Source organism: Mesorhizobium sp. WSM4844, from assembly GCF_055811775.1.
Genome location: NZ_JBVVQB010000001.1, coordinates 148,182 through 163,201, shown reverse-complemented (window position 1 = coordinate 163,201; position 15,020 = coordinate 148,182). Strand labels below are relative to the sequence as shown.

Here is a 15,020-nt window from a genome sequence, read left to right as displayed (position 1 = left end):
AACATGATCGCAATCAACGACACGGTCTTTGATCAGCCCTATTTCCGCGAAGCGGCGCACCGCATTGCGGCTGCGGTGCAACTCGACAAGCGCGCAGGCGACCGTTTTGCGGTCTGTTTCTCCGAGGCGCAGGATTGGCTGGCGTTCTTCTTTGCCGCGCGCGCGGCCGGCGCCAGCGTGCTGCCGCTGCATCCCTCGACGCCATATGCCGCGGCGCGCCGGCAGGCGGAGACGGCGAAGTGCAACTGGCTTTTCTACAACCGGCTGGATGGCGAGCCGATCTGCGAGGAGCGCGCCAGCGAAGCTGGACAGCTGCTGCAGATGAGTTCCGGCACGACCGGCGAGCCGAAATGCATCGCGCGCGCCTGGAGCGACATAGACGACGAGATCGACAGCTACACCTCGGCGTTTGTCGAGCCACAGGACATGACGCCGTTGATCGCCGGCCCAACCACTCATTCCTATGGCTTGATCTGCGGCGTAATGGTGGCGCTGAAGCGCGGCCAGTCGCCCGCCATACTGGACACAGGGAACCCAAAATTCCTGCTGCGCAAGCTGCGCGAAACGGAGCGACCCTACCTGATCTCGTCGCCGGCCATCCTTCACACGCTCGCCAGGCTCTTGCCGGCCGGCGAGCAGATCCACGCTACGATGACATCCGGTACCCTCTTGCCCGACCCCTGGTTCGGGCAGATCAGAGCCAAATCGAAATACATGTTCCAGCAGTACGGCTGCTCGGAAGCCGGCTGCATAGCGATCAACCCTGATGTGCAGGCGGCTAATGAAATCGGCCGTGTGCTGCCGCGCTTCGCGTTGCGCGACGCCGGCACGGCCATTGAGCCGAAGGAAATTGCCGTCGAGCGCAAAGGCGTGGTCGTCGAGACGCGCGACCTGGGCTACCGCCGCGACGACGGCATGCTGGTCTTCCTGTCGCGTCTCGACGACCTGATCAACGTCTCGGGCCTCAACGTCTATCCGAAGGAAGTCGAGGACGTGGTCATGACGTTCGCCGGCATTGGCGACGCGGTCGTGTTCCGCAAGCAGGATGCATTCGCGGGCGAGCGCGTCGCGCTTCTGTTCAGCGCCGAACATGCGGTCGACCGGGCGCAGCTTCGGCAATGGTGCGCCGAGCGGCTTGCAGCACACCAGATGCCGACCGAGATCGTTCAGGTGGAGCGGATCCCGCGCCAAGCGAACGGCAAGATCAGCCGGCGTGACGTGGCTGCGCGCTATAGCACGGGCGAATTCGCGCCGGTACGGACGGAGGCAGCCTGATGACCTACGATCAAATAGTCGACGCGATCGGGACGATCCTGTGCGACAAGCTCGACAACCAGCACATGGATAGCTTCGCACCGCAAGCCAGGCTGAACGAGGATCTGTATCTCGATTCCGTGCTCATTCTCGAACTCATGCTGGCGCTTGAACTCGACCACGGTGTCGCGCTTCCCGAGGAGGTGGTCAGCCGTCAGGATCTGGACACGGTGGGCGACCTGGCGCGGCTGTTCGTCAACGCCTCGGAACAGAATGGAACACTGATTAAGCCGGCTAATGAACTTGTTCTCGCTCGCGCGGAACAAGAAGCGGCTGAGCGGATCGGCGTGCATGGCGAGGACTTCGTCGACATCAAGGTCCATTGCTTCGTCAGCAATGTCTGCCACGCGGTGAAGCAAAGGCAGCTCGATCATCGACCTTTCTTCTTCGGCGTCTGGGATGCGGGTTTCGCCGTCGATAAAAGCTGGCGGCTGGCGTATCACGCGCCTGAAATCAACCACGACTTCTTCCGCGATTGGTTCGAGCGCCTGTACGGCGCCAAGGTCCGCCAATGGTATCGGCCGGACTCCGCCAAGGTAGAGAACCTGGCGACGATGCTGGAGCTTCTGGAGTGCAAGAAGCAGAGCGAGTACCTGATGGTCATGCTCGATCTCTTCCACCTGCCGGAGCGCGAGAACAAGTTCAACCAGAACCCGTTCCCGCACTATCTGATGTTGGAACACACCGAGGATCCGGCGGTGTGGATGGTCCTCGATCCGGATTTCCGCTGGGAAGGCAGGATCGAGAAGCAGAAAGTCATCAATGCGATCATGCAGCCGACCGTTGCCGGCGGCTTCATTTTCGACGCTGCCGACATCAGGAAACCGTCCGCCGTCGACCTGCGCGACTATTTCCTTGCCTGTTTCCATGAAGACGACAATCTGCTGACGCGCGCAACGCGCGAAGTCGTTCGGGCGCATCTGGAAGGCCGCGACGGCGTGAAACTGCCCGATTTGTCGATGGCGCTGCGCGAGCTGCCGGTCATCTCGATCCGCAAATACGCGCTGGAGCACGGCTTCGCCTTTTTCTGGCGATCGCTGCAGCTTTCCAACGCCGAGTTCGACCCGATCTGCGACGACATCGAATCCCTGATCCAGGAATTCAAGACGCTTCACTACGCCATCATGAAACTCAGCCAGACAGGCGACGAAGCCCTCGCGTCGCGGGTGTTCGAGAAACTCGATATGCTGGACGCGATGGAGCGCTCGCTGAAGCGCCGCCTTGCCCAAACCTATCGGGTGTGGTGCGACACGCGCGGCCTCCTGCACGCGCCGCGCCACGATGTCGAGGACGCCGTCGCATGAGGCTGTCGCTCTGCACGATCACCTTCCGCCATCATCTGCTGTCGCTGGAGGACATCGCGCGATGGGCAGAGGCGAACGACTTCCAGGGCATCGAGCTCTGGGGCGCACACGCGCGCAACATGCAGCATTTGACCGACCGCAACGCCGACTGGATGGCGGCATTCGGCCTTTCGGTGCCGATGCTCAGCGACTATCTGCCTCTCGATGAGGATCTGGCGTCGCTGCGTCACGCCACGTCGAACCTCTGCCGTCTGGCCGGCCGCTGGGGCGCCCGCAAGGTGCGCACGTTCGCCGGCAAGTCGGCAAGCCGGGACACCTCGCCCGAAGCGCGCTGGCGACTGTCGGCGCGGCTCAAGGACGCCTGCATGATGGCGCAGGACCAGGGCTGCGAGATCCTGGTGGAGACACATCCGGGAACGCTTGCCGATACACTGTCGTCGACGCAGCGCCTGCTCGAGGAGGTCGACCATCCGGCGCTGGGCATCAATTTCGACACCTTGCACGTCTGGGAAGGCGGCGCCGATCCGGTCGCCGCGCATCGCGCCTTGTTGCCGCATATCCGGCACTATCATCTGAAGAATGTCCGCTCGCGTGCCGACCTCGCCGTCTTCGAGCCGGCAAACGTCTATGCCGCGTCCGGAAAGCGGACGGGCATGACCGCGCTTTTCGACGGCGCGGTGGATTATTTGCAATTCCTCGACGAGTTGTTCGAGCGCGAGGAGGTGGATGCCTCGCTGGAATGGTTCGGCGGCGACTGCTTCAACATCCTCGCCAACGACGCCCGCAACATGCGCCTGCTGCGGGCGGACCGCGAAGCACCGGTTCGCGCCGGCGTAGCGTAAGCGACCGCGAACAATGACATGACAGGCGCAAGGCGGTATCGCCCGAAGCTCCATCGCTCAAACCCGGTATTGCTGCAAGGCGGGGGACATTCAGCTCCTTGAGATTCTACCGCAGTGCTGTATTATACAGCAATGTCAGCAAATGCAGGAGACGGGTGATGCCGAAATCCAGTGGCACGTACTCGACCAGCGACCTGTCACGCAAATCCGGCGATATCATCGCTGAGGCCATGCGCCATCCCGTCACCATAACGCAGCGCAACAAGCCGCGCCTGGTGCTTCTCAACATCGAAGACTATCGACGCCTGCGCGACAGCGCGGACAAGCGCGCTGTCGGCACAATCGACACCATGCCCGATAGCCTGCTGGGGGAATTCGAGGACGCCATCGAAGCCTACGCAGATTCAGATGAGACAGTTCAGCGTTGAGCTTCGAAGACATCCAGACAGCCAGCGTTATCCGCTATCCCTATCTTTGGGCGCGGGAAGCCGTGAGCGGTGAAACAGAGGGTCGCAAAAGTCGTCCGGTTGTCGTTGGTGTCCGCCTCGTCCGCGCCGGTGGCGATCTGATCCTGTTTTTCCCGATCACCACCAAACAACCCGAACCGGGCCGCTTTGCTGTGGAGGTGCCTGATATCGAGAAGCGACGGGGCGGCCTTGATGCCGCGCTGCGACTGTGGATCATTTTCGACGAGTACAACACCGACATCGTCGGCCAATCGTTCTATCTTGAACCCGATCCGCCGATCGGGCGATTCAGCAAGGCATTCTTCCTGCCCTTGGCTCGCGAGTTCGTGGCCCGCCGGAAATCCCTCAAGGCAGTAAACCGAACACGGTAGCCATGTTCGGCGCTATCAGCCTCACAGCCGTTGAGTACGTCCGCTCGCGTTGCCGGCGCGCCGGTCGGCTTTCGAGGCCGCGATCTTGATGGACCAGCCGTCAGAAGCGCGCGGTGGCGCTCAGCCGGAACGAGCGGCCAGGATCGTAGTGCGGCGCCACCCCGACGAAATCCTGCCCGTAGGCCGCGCGGTCGGTGTAGGCTTCGTCAAAAATGTTGAGGGCGTCGGCGCGCAGCGTGAAGTTCGGCTTCGAAGGCGGCGTCCACTCGACATAGGCATTCACCACCTCATAGCCCGGCAGTTCCTTCTTCTCGCTTGTCGGATCGGTTGGATGCCGCACCAGCGTCCTGTCGGTCTTCAAGGCGATCTCGATGTCGCCACCGACTTTGACGCCCCAATCGTCGAATGTGTAGCCAGCGCCGATCATCACGATCTGGCCGAGAGGTGTCGTCAAATAGCGGCCGATCTCCGTATCGGCCGGTTTGCCGTCGACGTCGGCATTGATATCGGCATATTTCACACTGACAAAGCCGGCGTCCCAATCATAGCGGCCGCCGATCTCCCAGCCCTTGGAAACGAGATCGAGCGTTCGGATCGATGTGAAGGCAGGTACTGGCGCGCCACGTCCGAACACCGGCAGGCGCGCGTCGTTGATGTCGGTGCGAAACACGTTCGCCTCGAAGGTGAAACCGTTGTAGCGCGCCTCCAGACCGGCCGTATAGTTGTTTGAGGTCACCGGCTCCGGGCCGTCGCCATAGGTCCACAGCGGGTTCTGCAGATAGTTTTCCGCCAGCGGAACGCCACCCCAGACATGCGAGGTGCCGGCCTTTACGGTCAGGAACTCCGGCACAAGGTCATACTCGCCCGAAATGTTGCCGCTGATACCGGCGTTGTTCCAGTCCGAGTCGTCTACGCCGGTGAACCATTGGTGATCGGCGCGCCCGCCGAAGGAAATCCTGGTGCGGTCGAAAGGCTCCAGGCGCGCCTGGGCATAGGCGCCGATATTGGTGGCGCGCTCGTCCGTGAAGAACGGCTCGGTCGAGTTGAGATAATCCAGCTCCGCCCTGTCGTTGTAGAAATCGAAGCCGGCAGTGACGCTGCCGATGTCGAGCGCGAAGCGGTTCTCCACCTTGCCGTTGAAGCTGCTGGTCGCGCCGTCGGTCGGCGACACGATATTGGCGTCGGTGCGGTCCGTTTCCAGTGTCCCGATCTGGGTGCGGCTGTAAGCGAGTACGATCTTGGGGTCCCACCAGCCTTCCGGCGACGTATCCGTATAGGTAAAGACCGTGTTCTGGCGTCGCAGATCATAGTTCCGGAGTTCAGGCTCGGCGCCTCGGTCGATATAGACGTTGGCGCGATAGGGGCGCAGCGCATCGTCGCGGACCTGCTCGTGGCTGAGCTCGAAACGATGGCCCTCGACGCTCTCATAGGCGATCTTGGCCAACCCGCTGATCAGATCGGTTCCGGTCCCCGGCATCTCCTGGCCGTTGCCGGCGGTAAAATTGCCGCCACGGCCGTAATTGATGTAGCCGAGATACTCGAAGCCGTCCTGCTGGCCGAAGCCGCTCACCCCGGTGGTGAACGTCTCGCTGTTGGTGTCCCATATGCCGGTGACGAAACCGCCAAAATTGCGGCCGGGTTCGAGCAGATCGACCGCATCCTTGGTCTCGAATCCAAGCGAGCCCGCGAGCGCGCCCGGACCGGCGTCGGCCGGCGCGACGCCTGCCTGCACCGACGCGGCCTTTAGAAGTGCCGGGTCGAGCAGATAGGTGCCGTTGTGGTGGAACACCTTGTTGTTCTGTCGCGACCCGTCGACGGTCACGGCCAGATTGTTCTCATCGACGCCGTTGACGTAGATCTTCTGCGTGCTGGGGATCGCGCCGCCGACGGCGATCTGCGGCTCACCGGAGAACACCTCCCTCAAATCCTGCGGTTTCTTGCGGTCGATCTCCTGCTGGTCGATGGTGATCAGGTTGGCGCCGGCCGTCGCGTTGGCGCCCGCCCCCACGTCGACGACGAGAATGGTGTCGAGTTGCGTGCCCCCGGCCGGAGCCTGGGCTTCTTCATTTTCTTCGGACATGGTCGTCCCGGCTTCCGCTTCCGGGGCGGGGGCAGACTGCGCCAGCGCTTCGGGACACAAGAAAATAGACATCGCGGTGCTGACGGTCAGCGCTCGCAACAGATCTGATGACATCGGCTAAATCCCCTCGAATACGGTAGCCCCGGCTGGCGCGAACCGCGCCTGTTGGGACTGCCATAACCCATCGGTTGCGCTGCGGCAATAAACTTGATAATAAAAATCCAGTTATGCAAGCCGTTGTAACTGCTGCGCTCTTCGAGCGCTGCAGTCGCGGAAGCATTCTCAGCGTGGTGCAGATTCTCAGGCGTGGTGCAGGACGGTCAGCCGACCGGCGATGTTTTCGACCCGCATCGCGAAGCCAAAAATGCTCTCCAGTATATCGGGCCGGATGATGTCGCCGGTTTCGCCCGATGCGATGACGGCGCCGTCCTTCATCGCGACGATGCGGTCGGCGTACGAGGCTGCATGATTGATGTCGTGCAGCACGATGAGCACCGTCTTGCCGTGCTCGTCGGCGATGCGTCTCAGCGTCCGCATCAGGTTTCTTGCATGAAACATGTCGAGGTTGTTCAGTGGCTCGTCGAGAAGGATGTAATCCGTCCCCTGGCAGAAGGTCATGGCGACGAGGGCGCGCTGCCGTTGCCCGCCTGACAAGGTGTCGATGAAGCGCAGCGCCAGGTCGCTGAGATCGAACTGTTCGAGGGACGCCGCGATGATTTCGCGGTCTTTCGCGGTCAGCCGCCCGCGATTGTGCGGGAAACGACCGAACCCCACCAGTTCGGCGACACGCAGGCGGCTTGCGACGCCGGGATCCTGTCGCAGGATGGCCATGATCGTGGCCAACTGCCGGCTCGGCGTCGTATCGACCGGCAGCCCGTCGATGGTGATGCGGCCGCTTTGCAGGGGCCGCAGGCGGGCGATCAACGACAACAGGCTGGACTTGCCAGCGCCATTCGGTCCGACAAGCGCCGTGACGCCGCCCTTCGGCACGGTCAGGCTGACATTATCCAGAATGCGGCTGCCGCCAAGAGCCAGGGAGACGCCTGCAATCTCGATCATTGCCGGCCCCCGGCAAACAGTATGGCGAGGAACACGATGCCGCCGACAAACTCCACGACGATGCCGAGGCTGCCTTCCCCGCCCAGAGCATGCTGGAGGATTGTCTGGCCGCCGACGAGCACGATTATCGCCGTGAGCGCGGCTGCCGGCAGAAGGATGGCGTGCCGGTTGGTGCCGACGATGCGCTCAGTGAGCGAAACCACCAGCAGCCCCAGAAACGCCATCGGTCCAACCAGCGCCGTCGACGCCGACACCAGCGCGGCGACAACAACCAGCAGCCCGGCAGCCGTGCCGCGCCACGCCAAGCCGAGCCCAATGGCTGTGTCGGTGCCCAGCGCGAGCACATCGAGAACATGTCGCGCCCGCCAGGCGATGGCGACACCCGCCACGGTGATCGCGCCGGCCAACAGCAGGAGATCGGGTTCCACCGCGTTGAAGCTAGCGAAGACCGTACCCTGCAGTACGGCGAAATCGTTCGGATCCAGCAGCCGCGCCAGCAACGTCGTCAGCGATCGGAACAGCACGCCCAGCACGACGCCAGTCAGCAGCATCAGCGTCAGGTCGAACCGCTGGCGAAGCATCGGCAGGAACAGCGCCAGTGCGAGGCTGGTCATTGCCGTGAAATTCCCGAGGAAGTGCAGGCGCGGATCGATGCCGGCAACGCCGAAACCACTCAGCGCAAAAACCAGCGCCGTCTGGCAGAAGACGTAGAGCGCATCCAGGCCCATGATCGATGGCGTGATGATGCGGTTAGCGCAAACGGTCTGGAACACCACCGTCGAAACCGCCACCGCCACGCCGACCAGAACCATCGCAGCCAGCCGCGCTGCGCGCAGTTCGACCACGAAGGCGAGATTGCCGCGCAGGCCGATCGTCATGAACGCCACCCCGACCAGCACTGCGACCGCCGCCATCATCGCGAGGCGGCCCTCGTGCCGCACCAGGCCGCGTTGCATCAAAACTTCAGTCATTGCTGTTTCGGCCAAGCAGCAGGACGAGGAACAGCACCGCCCCGACGACGCCGAGGATCGTGCCGACCGGAACCTCGTAGGGGAAACGGATGAGCCTGCCCATGATATCGCAGGCAAGCACCAGCGCCGCGCCACCGCCGGCGACCCACGGCAAGGTGTGGCGCAGGTTTTCGCCGGCGAAGCGCGATACGATGTTGGGCGCGACAAGGCCGACGAACGGGATCGTACCGACGACGACCACGGTCAGCGCGGTGATGGCCGAGACGATGACAAGGCCGAGCCGAAGCATAGCGGCATAATTCAGGCCGAGCCCTATGCTGACGTCCCTGCCCAGCGAAAGCATCGTCAGGCGGTCGGCCGTCCACCAGGCCAATACGACCAGTGCGCCCGCAACCCACAACAGTTCATAGCGCCCGCGCAGGATGCCGGAAAACTCCCCCGTCATCCACACTTCGAGATACTGCAGAAGGTCCAGGTGCCAAGCAGCAAAGATCGCGGCAGCGCCAATGACGCCGCCATAGACCAATCCGAACAGCGGAACGAGAAAAGGTTGTGTCGGCGGCAACCTATGCGCGAGCATAAGGAAAACGGATGTCCCGGCGAGAGCGGTCACCGCCGCGCCGGCTGCCTTCCAGCCAAGCGATGCATCGGGCCAAACCAGCGTCACCACCAGTATGCCGAGTGCCGCGGATTGCGCGGTTCCAGCCGTCGAAGGCTCGACGAAACGGTTGCGGGCAAGCGTCTGCATAACAAGCCCTGCGATGGCCAGGGCGCTGCCGGCCAGAAGTGCCGCCAACGTCCTCGGCAAGCGGCTGATCATGATCAGCCGCAAGGCTTCCGGATCGGAGGCCAGACTGCCTATGGCAAGCTCTCCGACGCCGACGAACAGGCTGGCCACAAACAGCGCCAGCAGGGTTGCGGCGCCGATTGCCTGATAGGCGAAGCCTTGAGAGCCAAGCGATCCGGCGGTCATTGGGTCCGCGAGAAAGCGTCTCGAATGATCTCAAGCACGCGCTTCGTCGACTGGACGCCGCCTGCGGCGATGTAGAAATCGGCTGCCGGCATGTAGACCACCTGCCCTTTCTTCCAGGCTGTGGTTTCGGCCACCAGTTCATTGTCCAGCGTCGCTTTGGCGTTCTGCTCCCCCGAGCCGATCGCCGCGGCGCGATCGAGCACGATAAGCCAGTCCGGATTGGCCTCGCGGAGGAACTCGAAGGAGATCGCTTCGCCGTGGGTCGCGGCCTCGACACCCTCGACCGCCGGCGTGAGCTGGAGCGCCGAATGCAGCCAACCGAAGCGGGACTCCTTGCCATAGGCGGTCACCTTCGGGCCGCTGGTCATCAGGATCAGTGCCGTGCCCTTGCCCTTGACGGCGGCACGTGTCGACGAAAGCGCCTCATCGAGTTCCGAAGCAAGCGCCGCCGCCTCGGCCGGCTTGCCGACGAGAGCGCCGTAGGCCGTCAGGCGCTGCTTCGCCTGCGCGAACAGATCATCGCCATTCATCGTCATATCGATGCTCTGCGCAATCCGGCTGGTCGCCGCCAGTTGCGGCGAGGAGCGCCCGCCGACAATGACGAGGTCCGGCGCCAGCGCGCTCAGCGCCTCCAGATCGGGCTCGAAGATGGTGCCGACGATTTCCGCGTCGTCCTTCAACCCGGCGAGTTCGGGCACATAGAGCTTATCGGGCAAGCCGGCGATCTTCACGCCCAGGCTGTTCAACGTATCGACCGCCGCAATGTCGAACACCGCGAGCGTTTGCGGCGTCTTGCCGACCGTTACCGGGCCCTTCGCGGTCTCGATCTCGGTTGCGAACGCCTGAACGAGGAAAAGCGCCAATGCCGGCAAGGCCAGGACCGACTTGAGCCATCTCATGAGCATGCTCCGTGTCGCAAACGACGCTTCAATCGCGCCAGGCCAGCGGCTGGAGATTTTCGCGGAAGGCGAACCGGACGAGATGCGACTCAATGACCTGCTTGGTCTCGGTCAACGCCTTGGTGTCGGCCGCTTCCACCACTATGTCCAGCCGTTCAAGACCGGCATTCATGGTAGCCGTGCCGCAGGAGAACCGGCACTGCCCATGCCCATCGCCATAGGCGACCTCGACCTTGTGCGCGAAATGCTTGCAAAGCTGCTGGAGATATTTGCCCGCATTCGGCGTTTCGCAGCGCGTGATCGCAGTCAGCATGGAGACCTCATAATATGATGTTTACACTCCACTTATCGTAAGCTATCCGTTCGGACAAGTTCGGCGGCGCTGAGCAGTCGCCGCAAGAAATGCCTTTAACGACAGCCCTCGCATAGCCATGCTTCCTGGCAGGCCAGACCTTCGAACAGAAAAAGCGTCCCCATGCTGCGCAGATTTTTCGCCTACTACCGCCCCTGGAGAGGTCTGTTCATCCTGGATTTCTGCTGCGCGGTTCTGTCTGGCCTGCTGGAACTCGGGTTTCCGATGGCCGTCAAGCTGTTTGTCGACGAGCTGTTGCCGACTCAGCAGTGGCTGCTGATCCTTGCTGCGTCGGCCGGCCTGCTTGCCATCTACGTCGTGAACACCGGACTGATGGCGGTCGTGGTCTATTGGGGCCATATGCTCGGTATCAACATCGAGACCGAGATGCGCCGGAAGAGCTTCGATCACCTGCAGAAGCTCTCGTTCCGCTTCTATGACAATCACAAGACCGGTCACCTCATCGCCCGGGTCACCAAGGACCTGGAGGAAATTGGCGAGGTTGCCCATCATGGCCCGGAAGACCTGTTCATCGCGATCATGACGTTCATCGGCGCCTTCGCGCTGATGTTCCTGGTCAACCCGCAGCTTGCGCTGATTACGGCGGCAATTGTGCCGCTGGTCGCCTGGGTGACAAGCCGCTATGGCGCGCGCATGACGCGCAACTGGCAGGCGCTTTACGGGCGGGTCGGCGATTTCAACGTTCGCATCGAGGAGAATGTCGGCGGCATGCGGGTGGTGCAGGCTTTCGCCAACGAAGACCACGAGCGCAACCTGTTCGCGCGCGACAACGCCAGCTACCGCAAAACCAAGCTCGATGCCTATCGCATCATGGCCGCAAGCACGTCGCTGAGCTACATGAGCATGCGGTTGATCCAACTGGTGGTGATGATCGCCGGAAGCTACCTCGTGCTGCGCGGCGAACTCTCCAGTGGCGGCTTCGTTGGCTTCCTGCTCCTGGTCAATGTGTTCTTCCGGCCGATCGACAAGATCAATTCGGTGATCGAGACCTATCCGAAAGGCATCGCCGGATTTCGCCGCTATGCGGCCCTCCTCGACACTGAGCCGGACATCGCGGATCGGCCCGGTGCATTTGACCCACCGACGCTCCGGGGTGACATCAGCTACCGGGATGTCACTTTCGGCTATAGCGGCGAACGGCCGGTCTTGAAGAACATCGATCTCGACATCGCAGCAGGACAGACCATCGCCTTCGTCGGGCCATCCGGCGCCGGCAAGACGACCCTGTGCTCGCTGCTGCCGCGTTTTTACGAGGTCGACAGCGGCGCCATCACCATCGACGGTCTGGATATCCGCGATATGACGCTGGCCTCGTTACGCGGCCAGATCGGTATCGTGCAGCAGGACGTGTTCCTGTTCGGCGGCACGATCCGCGAGAACATCGCCTATGGGCGGCTGGACGCGGTCGAGAGCGAGATCGTCGAGGCCGCGCGCCGTGCGCGCCTCGACGAACTCATCGCCTCGCTGCCGGAGGGCCTCGATACGATCATTGGCGAGCGCGGCGTAAAGCTTTCGGGCGGTCAGAAGCAGCGCCTGGCAATCGCGCGTATGTTCCTGAAGAACCCGACGATCCTCATCCTGGACGAGGCGACTTCGGCACTCGACACGCAGACCGAGCGGGAGATCCAGCAGTCGCTGGCAGAGCTTGCGCAGGGCCGAACGACGCTGGTGATCGCGCACCGGCTGGCGACGATCCGCAATGCCGATCGCATCGTGGTGGTCGCCGATACAGGCATTGTCGAACAAGGTCCGCATGATGAACTGGTGGCGCGCGGCGGCGCTTACTCACGACTGGGCGCGGCTTCAGATTAAATGATGATGCAGCTCTCAAAGCTTGGGCCGAGGAGAGTTCTCCTGAAACGCACCCGATCGGGCTGCGCAACCAAACCCGCTCCAGCCCACGGTGCGAGATCGAAAAGGATCTTCCCTGCGCTGGGCGTGAGGTGATTCCAAGCGGCGGGCGAGCCCGCCGCCTGGAAGTCGAACCCCGACCGTGTGGCCGAACGCTGTTATCGGCTGCCCCACATCCCCTGTCCGTAACCCGGTGCGGGCTTATCGAAGATCGATTTTCCTGCCGAGGTCGGTGCGCTGTCGGTCGTGTCGACACTCGCTGTGCCGCTCGGGTCGAGCGCGTAGCCGTTGTCGGACGCCATCGAATGGTCACCGGTCTTCGGATAGAAGGAGCCATGGCTGTAGTCGGAGCCATAGTGGTCGCTGCCGGCAAAAGCCATGCCGGAGGCAAACAGCAAGGTGGCAGTGGCAAGAACGATCTTGAGCATTTCAATTCTCCATTTTGAGGGTTAGCGTTTGGCCTCGACGCGCCGTGCCCCGCACCGCATCGATGAGGCCGTCTTTTCATGCCAAACCGACCAACCGCTATCCTCCTGGATGTGCGGCGGCAGGTTGTTCAGCGCACGGTCGCTTGTTGCGTTCGTGCGCTGTTCGGTGGGCTGCCCAATGGCAGCCGAGATCATCACCAATCGGCAGTGTCAGCGCGGCCGTACGAATGGCGGCTGTTCCCGATCAGCCGTCGCGTAGCGGGGTTGACGTCTGCCCCTTGTCTATCATGGCGTTGCAAGAGCCGGCGAGCCGCTTCATGGGCCGGGTAGTTTTGGCCAACAAGGCTCGCGCGGAGCCGGTCGGGGAAATCGTATGAAGCAACTGGCCTATGCATTTTGAACCTCAGGTTTCGGAGCAAAAAATGTCGACCCTCGCTAAGCCTAGATGTTCGGTCTTAGGCTCTGGATATTTTCGTTTCGTCGGTTTATTCTTCCACGTCTTCGGATCTTACTGTCATACACCGCTTTCGTTTCAGGCGTTTTTCTGCATCGCGGTGGGAGTGTTTCGTTTGTTTCAGAGGCACGCGCGACGGGGCGGGACGCATTTTGTGGATGGTCGTCCTCGATGGCGCGACACCGGCTTGCGCATGCCACAGGCCTGTCCGCCTCGGCTCGACCCAAGGACGGACAGGCTCAGCCTCGGCTTACGGCCGGATGTTGTGGTTGACGCGGAAGAGGTTCGCCGGATCGTATTGGCGCTTGGCCGCGACGAGCCGCTCATAGTTGGCGCCGTAGGCGGCGCGTACACGCGCCTCGCCTTCATCATCCATCATGAAGTTGATATAGGCGCCACCATGCGGGTTGTGCTTGTGCACCGCGGCCCAATACTCGCTTGCCCAGCGCCTCAGCGCGGGCGCCTTCGTCGGGTCGGGGTCGATGCCGGCGATAACCATGGACCAACGCGCTCGCCGCGCTCCCCAGGCGGTAGCGTCCGGAGGCACTTCCTGGGCCGCTCCGTCGATGGGGTAGAGATGCATCAGCGACAGTTCGCTCGGCGTCTTCGAGCCGTGCTCGGCATGGGCTGCGATGGCCGCATCGGACAGCTCGTCGACATAATCGCCCTTCCAATACCACTGCAAGCCCTTCGGCAGCAGCGGATCAAACAGCGCCTGCAGATCAACGAAGAGCATTTGCATCATACCGTCCATCAGTGGCCCGGGAAGCGCGTCGCGCACGGGCTGCATCGCCCGGATGCCGTCCTCCTCCGCGCCGTTGTAGCAGCTGATCAGCGCGCAGACGCGCCTTCCCCAGATCTCGCGCGGGAAAGGGTCGCAGGAGGGCACCGTCTTGATGCCGAAGAATATCCCGAGCTCTCGCGGCGCTCCGGGCAGGAAGCCGCGGTACCAGCGCATGATCTCTGCGGTATGCTCGATGTCGAAGAAGATCGGCCCGGCATAGACATCCTTCGCCGGATGCGCCTGAAATGTGAAACGCGTCACGACGCCGAAGTTGCCACCGCCGCCGCGCAGCGCCCAGAACAGCTCCGGGTGTTCGTCCTCGCTTGCCGTCACGACGCTGCCGTCGGCCAGCACGACCTCGGCCGCAAGCAGATTGTCGATGGTGAGGCCGTGTTTGCGCGTTAGATGGCCAGTGCCGCCACCCAGCGTCAGTCCGGCGATGCCTGTGGACGAGACGAGGCCAGCCGGCACCGCCAGCCCATGAGCGCTGGTGGCGCGGTCGACATCGCCTTGGGTGCAGCCGGCCTCGACGCGGACCGTGCTGGTCCCGAGATCAATATCGACCCGATTCATCGACGACATGTCGATGACCATTCCGCCGTCGCAACTGCCGAAGCCCGGACCGCTGTGGCCGCCGCCGCGAATGGCAAGAAGCAACTGCTTCTCCCGGGCATGATTGACTGCCGCGACGACATCGGCGACCTCGGCGCAGGGGATGATCCAGCGCGGCCGCTTGTCGATCATGGCGTTGTAGAGCCCGCGAGCCTCTTCATAGGCCGGATGGTTTTGGTCAATAAGGCTCGCGAGGAGCCGGTCGGGGAAATCGTGGGAAGTAACTGGCTTATCCATA

Annotated in this window: 14 protein-coding genes; 6 read left to right on the top strand and 8 right to left on the bottom strand. The window is 62.6% G+C overall.

Features of this window, described 5'->3' with window-relative positions; translation table 11 throughout:
* The first annotated feature begins 3 nt into the window (after positions 1–3).
* The 5 genes from AC0L2A_RS00755 (at position 4) to AC0L2A_RS00735 (ending at position 4,298) form a co-directional block, all read left to right on the top strand.
* The gene (locus AC0L2A_RS00755) at positions 4–1,275 is read left to right on the top strand and encodes an AMP-binding protein (RefSeq protein ID WP_473607137.1); all 1,272 of its coding nucleotides are present in this window, start codon (positions 4–6) and stop codon (positions 1,273–1,275) included.
* Positions 1,275–2,618 carry a DUF6005 family protein gene (locus AC0L2A_RS00750; protein ID WP_473607136.1) on the top strand — a complete coding sequence of 448 codons (1,344 nt, stop codon included), beginning with the start codon at positions 1,275–1,277 and terminating at the stop codon, positions 2,616–2,618. Before AC0L2A_RS00755 ends, AC0L2A_RS00750 begins: the two co-directional genes overlap by 1 nt.
* Positions 2,615–3,460, top strand: a complete 846-nt coding sequence (locus AC0L2A_RS00745; RefSeq protein ID WP_091589890.1) for a sugar phosphate isomerase/epimerase family protein — start codon at positions 2,615–2,617, stop codon at positions 3,458–3,460. Before AC0L2A_RS00750 ends, AC0L2A_RS00745 begins: the two co-directional genes overlap by 4 nt.
* A gap of 158 nt (positions 3,461–3,618) precedes the next feature.
* On the top strand, positions 3,619–3,888 hold the full coding sequence (locus AC0L2A_RS00740) for a type II toxin-antitoxin system prevent-host-death family antitoxin (RefSeq protein ID WP_473491624.1): 270 nt from the start codon (positions 3,619–3,621) through the stop codon (positions 3,886–3,888).
* Entirely contained in the window at positions 3,885–4,298 is a 414-nt protein-coding gene (locus tag AC0L2A_RS00735) for a hypothetical protein (RefSeq protein ID WP_473607135.1), read from the top strand. Before AC0L2A_RS00740 ends, AC0L2A_RS00735 begins: the two co-directional genes overlap by 4 nt.
* A 100-nt stretch (positions 4,299–4,398) precedes the next feature.
* Here AC0L2A_RS00735 and AC0L2A_RS00730 read toward each other — a convergent pair whose 3' ends face one another.
* From AC0L2A_RS00730 to AC0L2A_RS00705, 6 genes are all read right to left on the bottom strand, one after another.
* Entirely contained in the window at positions 4,399–6,378 is a 1,980-nt protein-coding gene (locus tag AC0L2A_RS00730) for a TonB-dependent receptor domain-containing protein (RefSeq protein WP_473607134.1), read from the bottom strand.
* A 300-nt stretch (positions 6,379–6,678) separates the two neighbouring features.
* Positions 6,679–7,437, bottom strand: coding sequence for an iron ABC transporter ATP-binding protein (locus tag AC0L2A_RS00725; RefSeq protein WP_473607133.1), 759 nt, complete (start codon positions 7,435–7,437; stop codon positions 6,679–6,681).
* A complete protein-coding gene (locus AC0L2A_RS00720; protein ID WP_473607132.1) occupies positions 7,434–8,408 on the bottom strand; it encodes an iron chelate uptake ABC transporter family permease subunit in 975 nt (324 codons plus the stop codon). Before AC0L2A_RS00720 ends, AC0L2A_RS00725 begins: the two co-directional genes overlap by 4 nt.
* Positions 8,401–9,381, bottom strand: coding sequence for an ABC transporter permease (locus AC0L2A_RS00715; RefSeq protein ID WP_287301443.1), 981 nt, complete (start codon positions 9,379–9,381; stop codon positions 8,401–8,403). Before AC0L2A_RS00715 ends, AC0L2A_RS00720 begins: the two co-directional genes overlap by 8 nt.
* Positions 9,378–10,280 carry a siderophore ABC transporter substrate-binding protein gene (locus AC0L2A_RS00710; RefSeq protein ID WP_473607131.1) on the bottom strand — a complete coding sequence of 301 codons (903 nt, stop codon included), beginning with the start codon at positions 10,278–10,280 and terminating at the stop codon, positions 9,378–9,380. Before AC0L2A_RS00710 ends, AC0L2A_RS00715 begins: the two co-directional genes overlap by 4 nt.
* Before the next feature lie 28 nt (positions 10,281–10,308).
* Positions 10,309–10,593: a DUF2218 domain-containing protein gene (locus AC0L2A_RS00705; RefSeq protein ID WP_091589882.1), complete on the bottom strand. Its 285-nt coding sequence runs from the start codon at positions 10,591–10,593 to the stop codon at positions 10,309–10,311.
* Positions 10,594–10,755: 162 nt separating this feature from the next.
* On the opposite strand from AC0L2A_RS00705, the gene AC0L2A_RS00700 reads away from it, so the two are divergent.
* Complete coding sequence (locus tag AC0L2A_RS00700) at positions 10,756–12,465, top strand: ABC transporter ATP-binding protein (protein WP_473607130.1); 1,710 nt, start codon at positions 10,756–10,758, stop codon at positions 12,463–12,465.
* Between the two features lie 197 nt (positions 12,466–12,662).
* Here the strand turns inward: AC0L2A_RS00700 and AC0L2A_RS00695 are convergent, their stop codons facing one another.
* A complete protein-coding gene (locus AC0L2A_RS00695) occupies positions 12,663–12,932 on the bottom strand; it encodes a hypothetical protein (RefSeq protein WP_091589880.1) in 270 nt (89 codons plus the stop codon).
* 704 nt (positions 12,933–13,636) lie between these two features.
* Positions 13,637–15,019: an FAD-binding oxidoreductase gene (locus tag AC0L2A_RS00690; protein ID WP_473607129.1), complete on the bottom strand. Its 1,383-nt coding sequence runs from the start codon at positions 15,017–15,019 to the stop codon at positions 13,637–13,639.
* Position 15,020 lies beyond the last annotated feature (1 nt).

Excerpts from the sequence above, each read along its gene's own strand:
- AC0L2A_RS00755 (WP_473607137.1), top strand. The coding sequence starts at position 4 with ATGATCGCAATCAACGACACGGTCTTTGATCAGCCCTATTTCCGCGAA.
- AC0L2A_RS00750 (WP_473607136.1), top strand. The coding sequence starts at position 1,275 with ATGACCTACGATCAAATAGTCGACGCGATCGGGACGATCCTGTGCGAC.
- AC0L2A_RS00745 (WP_091589890.1), top strand. The coding sequence starts at position 2,615 with ATGAGGCTGTCGCTCTGCACGATCACCTTCCGCCATCATCTGCTGTCG.
- AC0L2A_RS00740 (WP_473491624.1), top strand. The coding sequence starts at position 3,619 with ATGCCGAAATCCAGTGGCACGTACTCGACCAGCGACCTGTCACGCAAA.
- AC0L2A_RS00730 (WP_473607134.1), bottom strand. The coding sequence starts at position 6,378 with ATGTCCGAAGAAAATGAAGAAGCCCAGGCTCCGGCCGGGGGCACGCAA.
- AC0L2A_RS00725 (WP_473607133.1), bottom strand. The coding sequence starts at position 7,437 with ATGATCGAGATTGCAGGCGTCTCCCTGGCTCTTGGCGGCAGCCGCATT.
- AC0L2A_RS00720 (WP_473607132.1), bottom strand. The coding sequence starts at position 8,408 with ATGACTGAAGTTTTGATGCAACGCGGCCTGGTGCGGCACGAGGGCCGC.
- AC0L2A_RS00715 (WP_287301443.1), bottom strand. The coding sequence starts at position 9,381 with ATGACCGCCGGATCGCTTGGCTCTCAAGGCTTCGCCTATCAGGCAATC.
- AC0L2A_RS00710 (WP_473607131.1), bottom strand. The coding sequence starts at position 10,280 with ATGAGATGGCTCAAGTCGGTCCTGGCCTTGCCGGCATTGGCGCTTTTC.
- AC0L2A_RS00705 (WP_091589882.1), bottom strand. The coding sequence starts at position 10,593 with ATGCTGACTGCGATCACGCGCTGCGAAACGCCGAATGCGGGCAAATAT.
- AC0L2A_RS00700 (WP_473607130.1), top strand. The coding sequence starts at position 10,756 with ATGCTGCGCAGATTTTTCGCCTACTACCGCCCCTGGAGAGGTCTGTTC.
- AC0L2A_RS00695 (WP_091589880.1), bottom strand. The coding sequence starts at position 12,932 with ATGCTCAAGATCGTTCTTGCCACTGCCACCTTGCTGTTTGCCTCCGGC.
- AC0L2A_RS00690 (WP_473607129.1), bottom strand. The coding sequence starts at position 15,019 with ATGGATAAGCCAGTTACTTCCCACGATTTCCCCGACCGGCTCCTCGCG.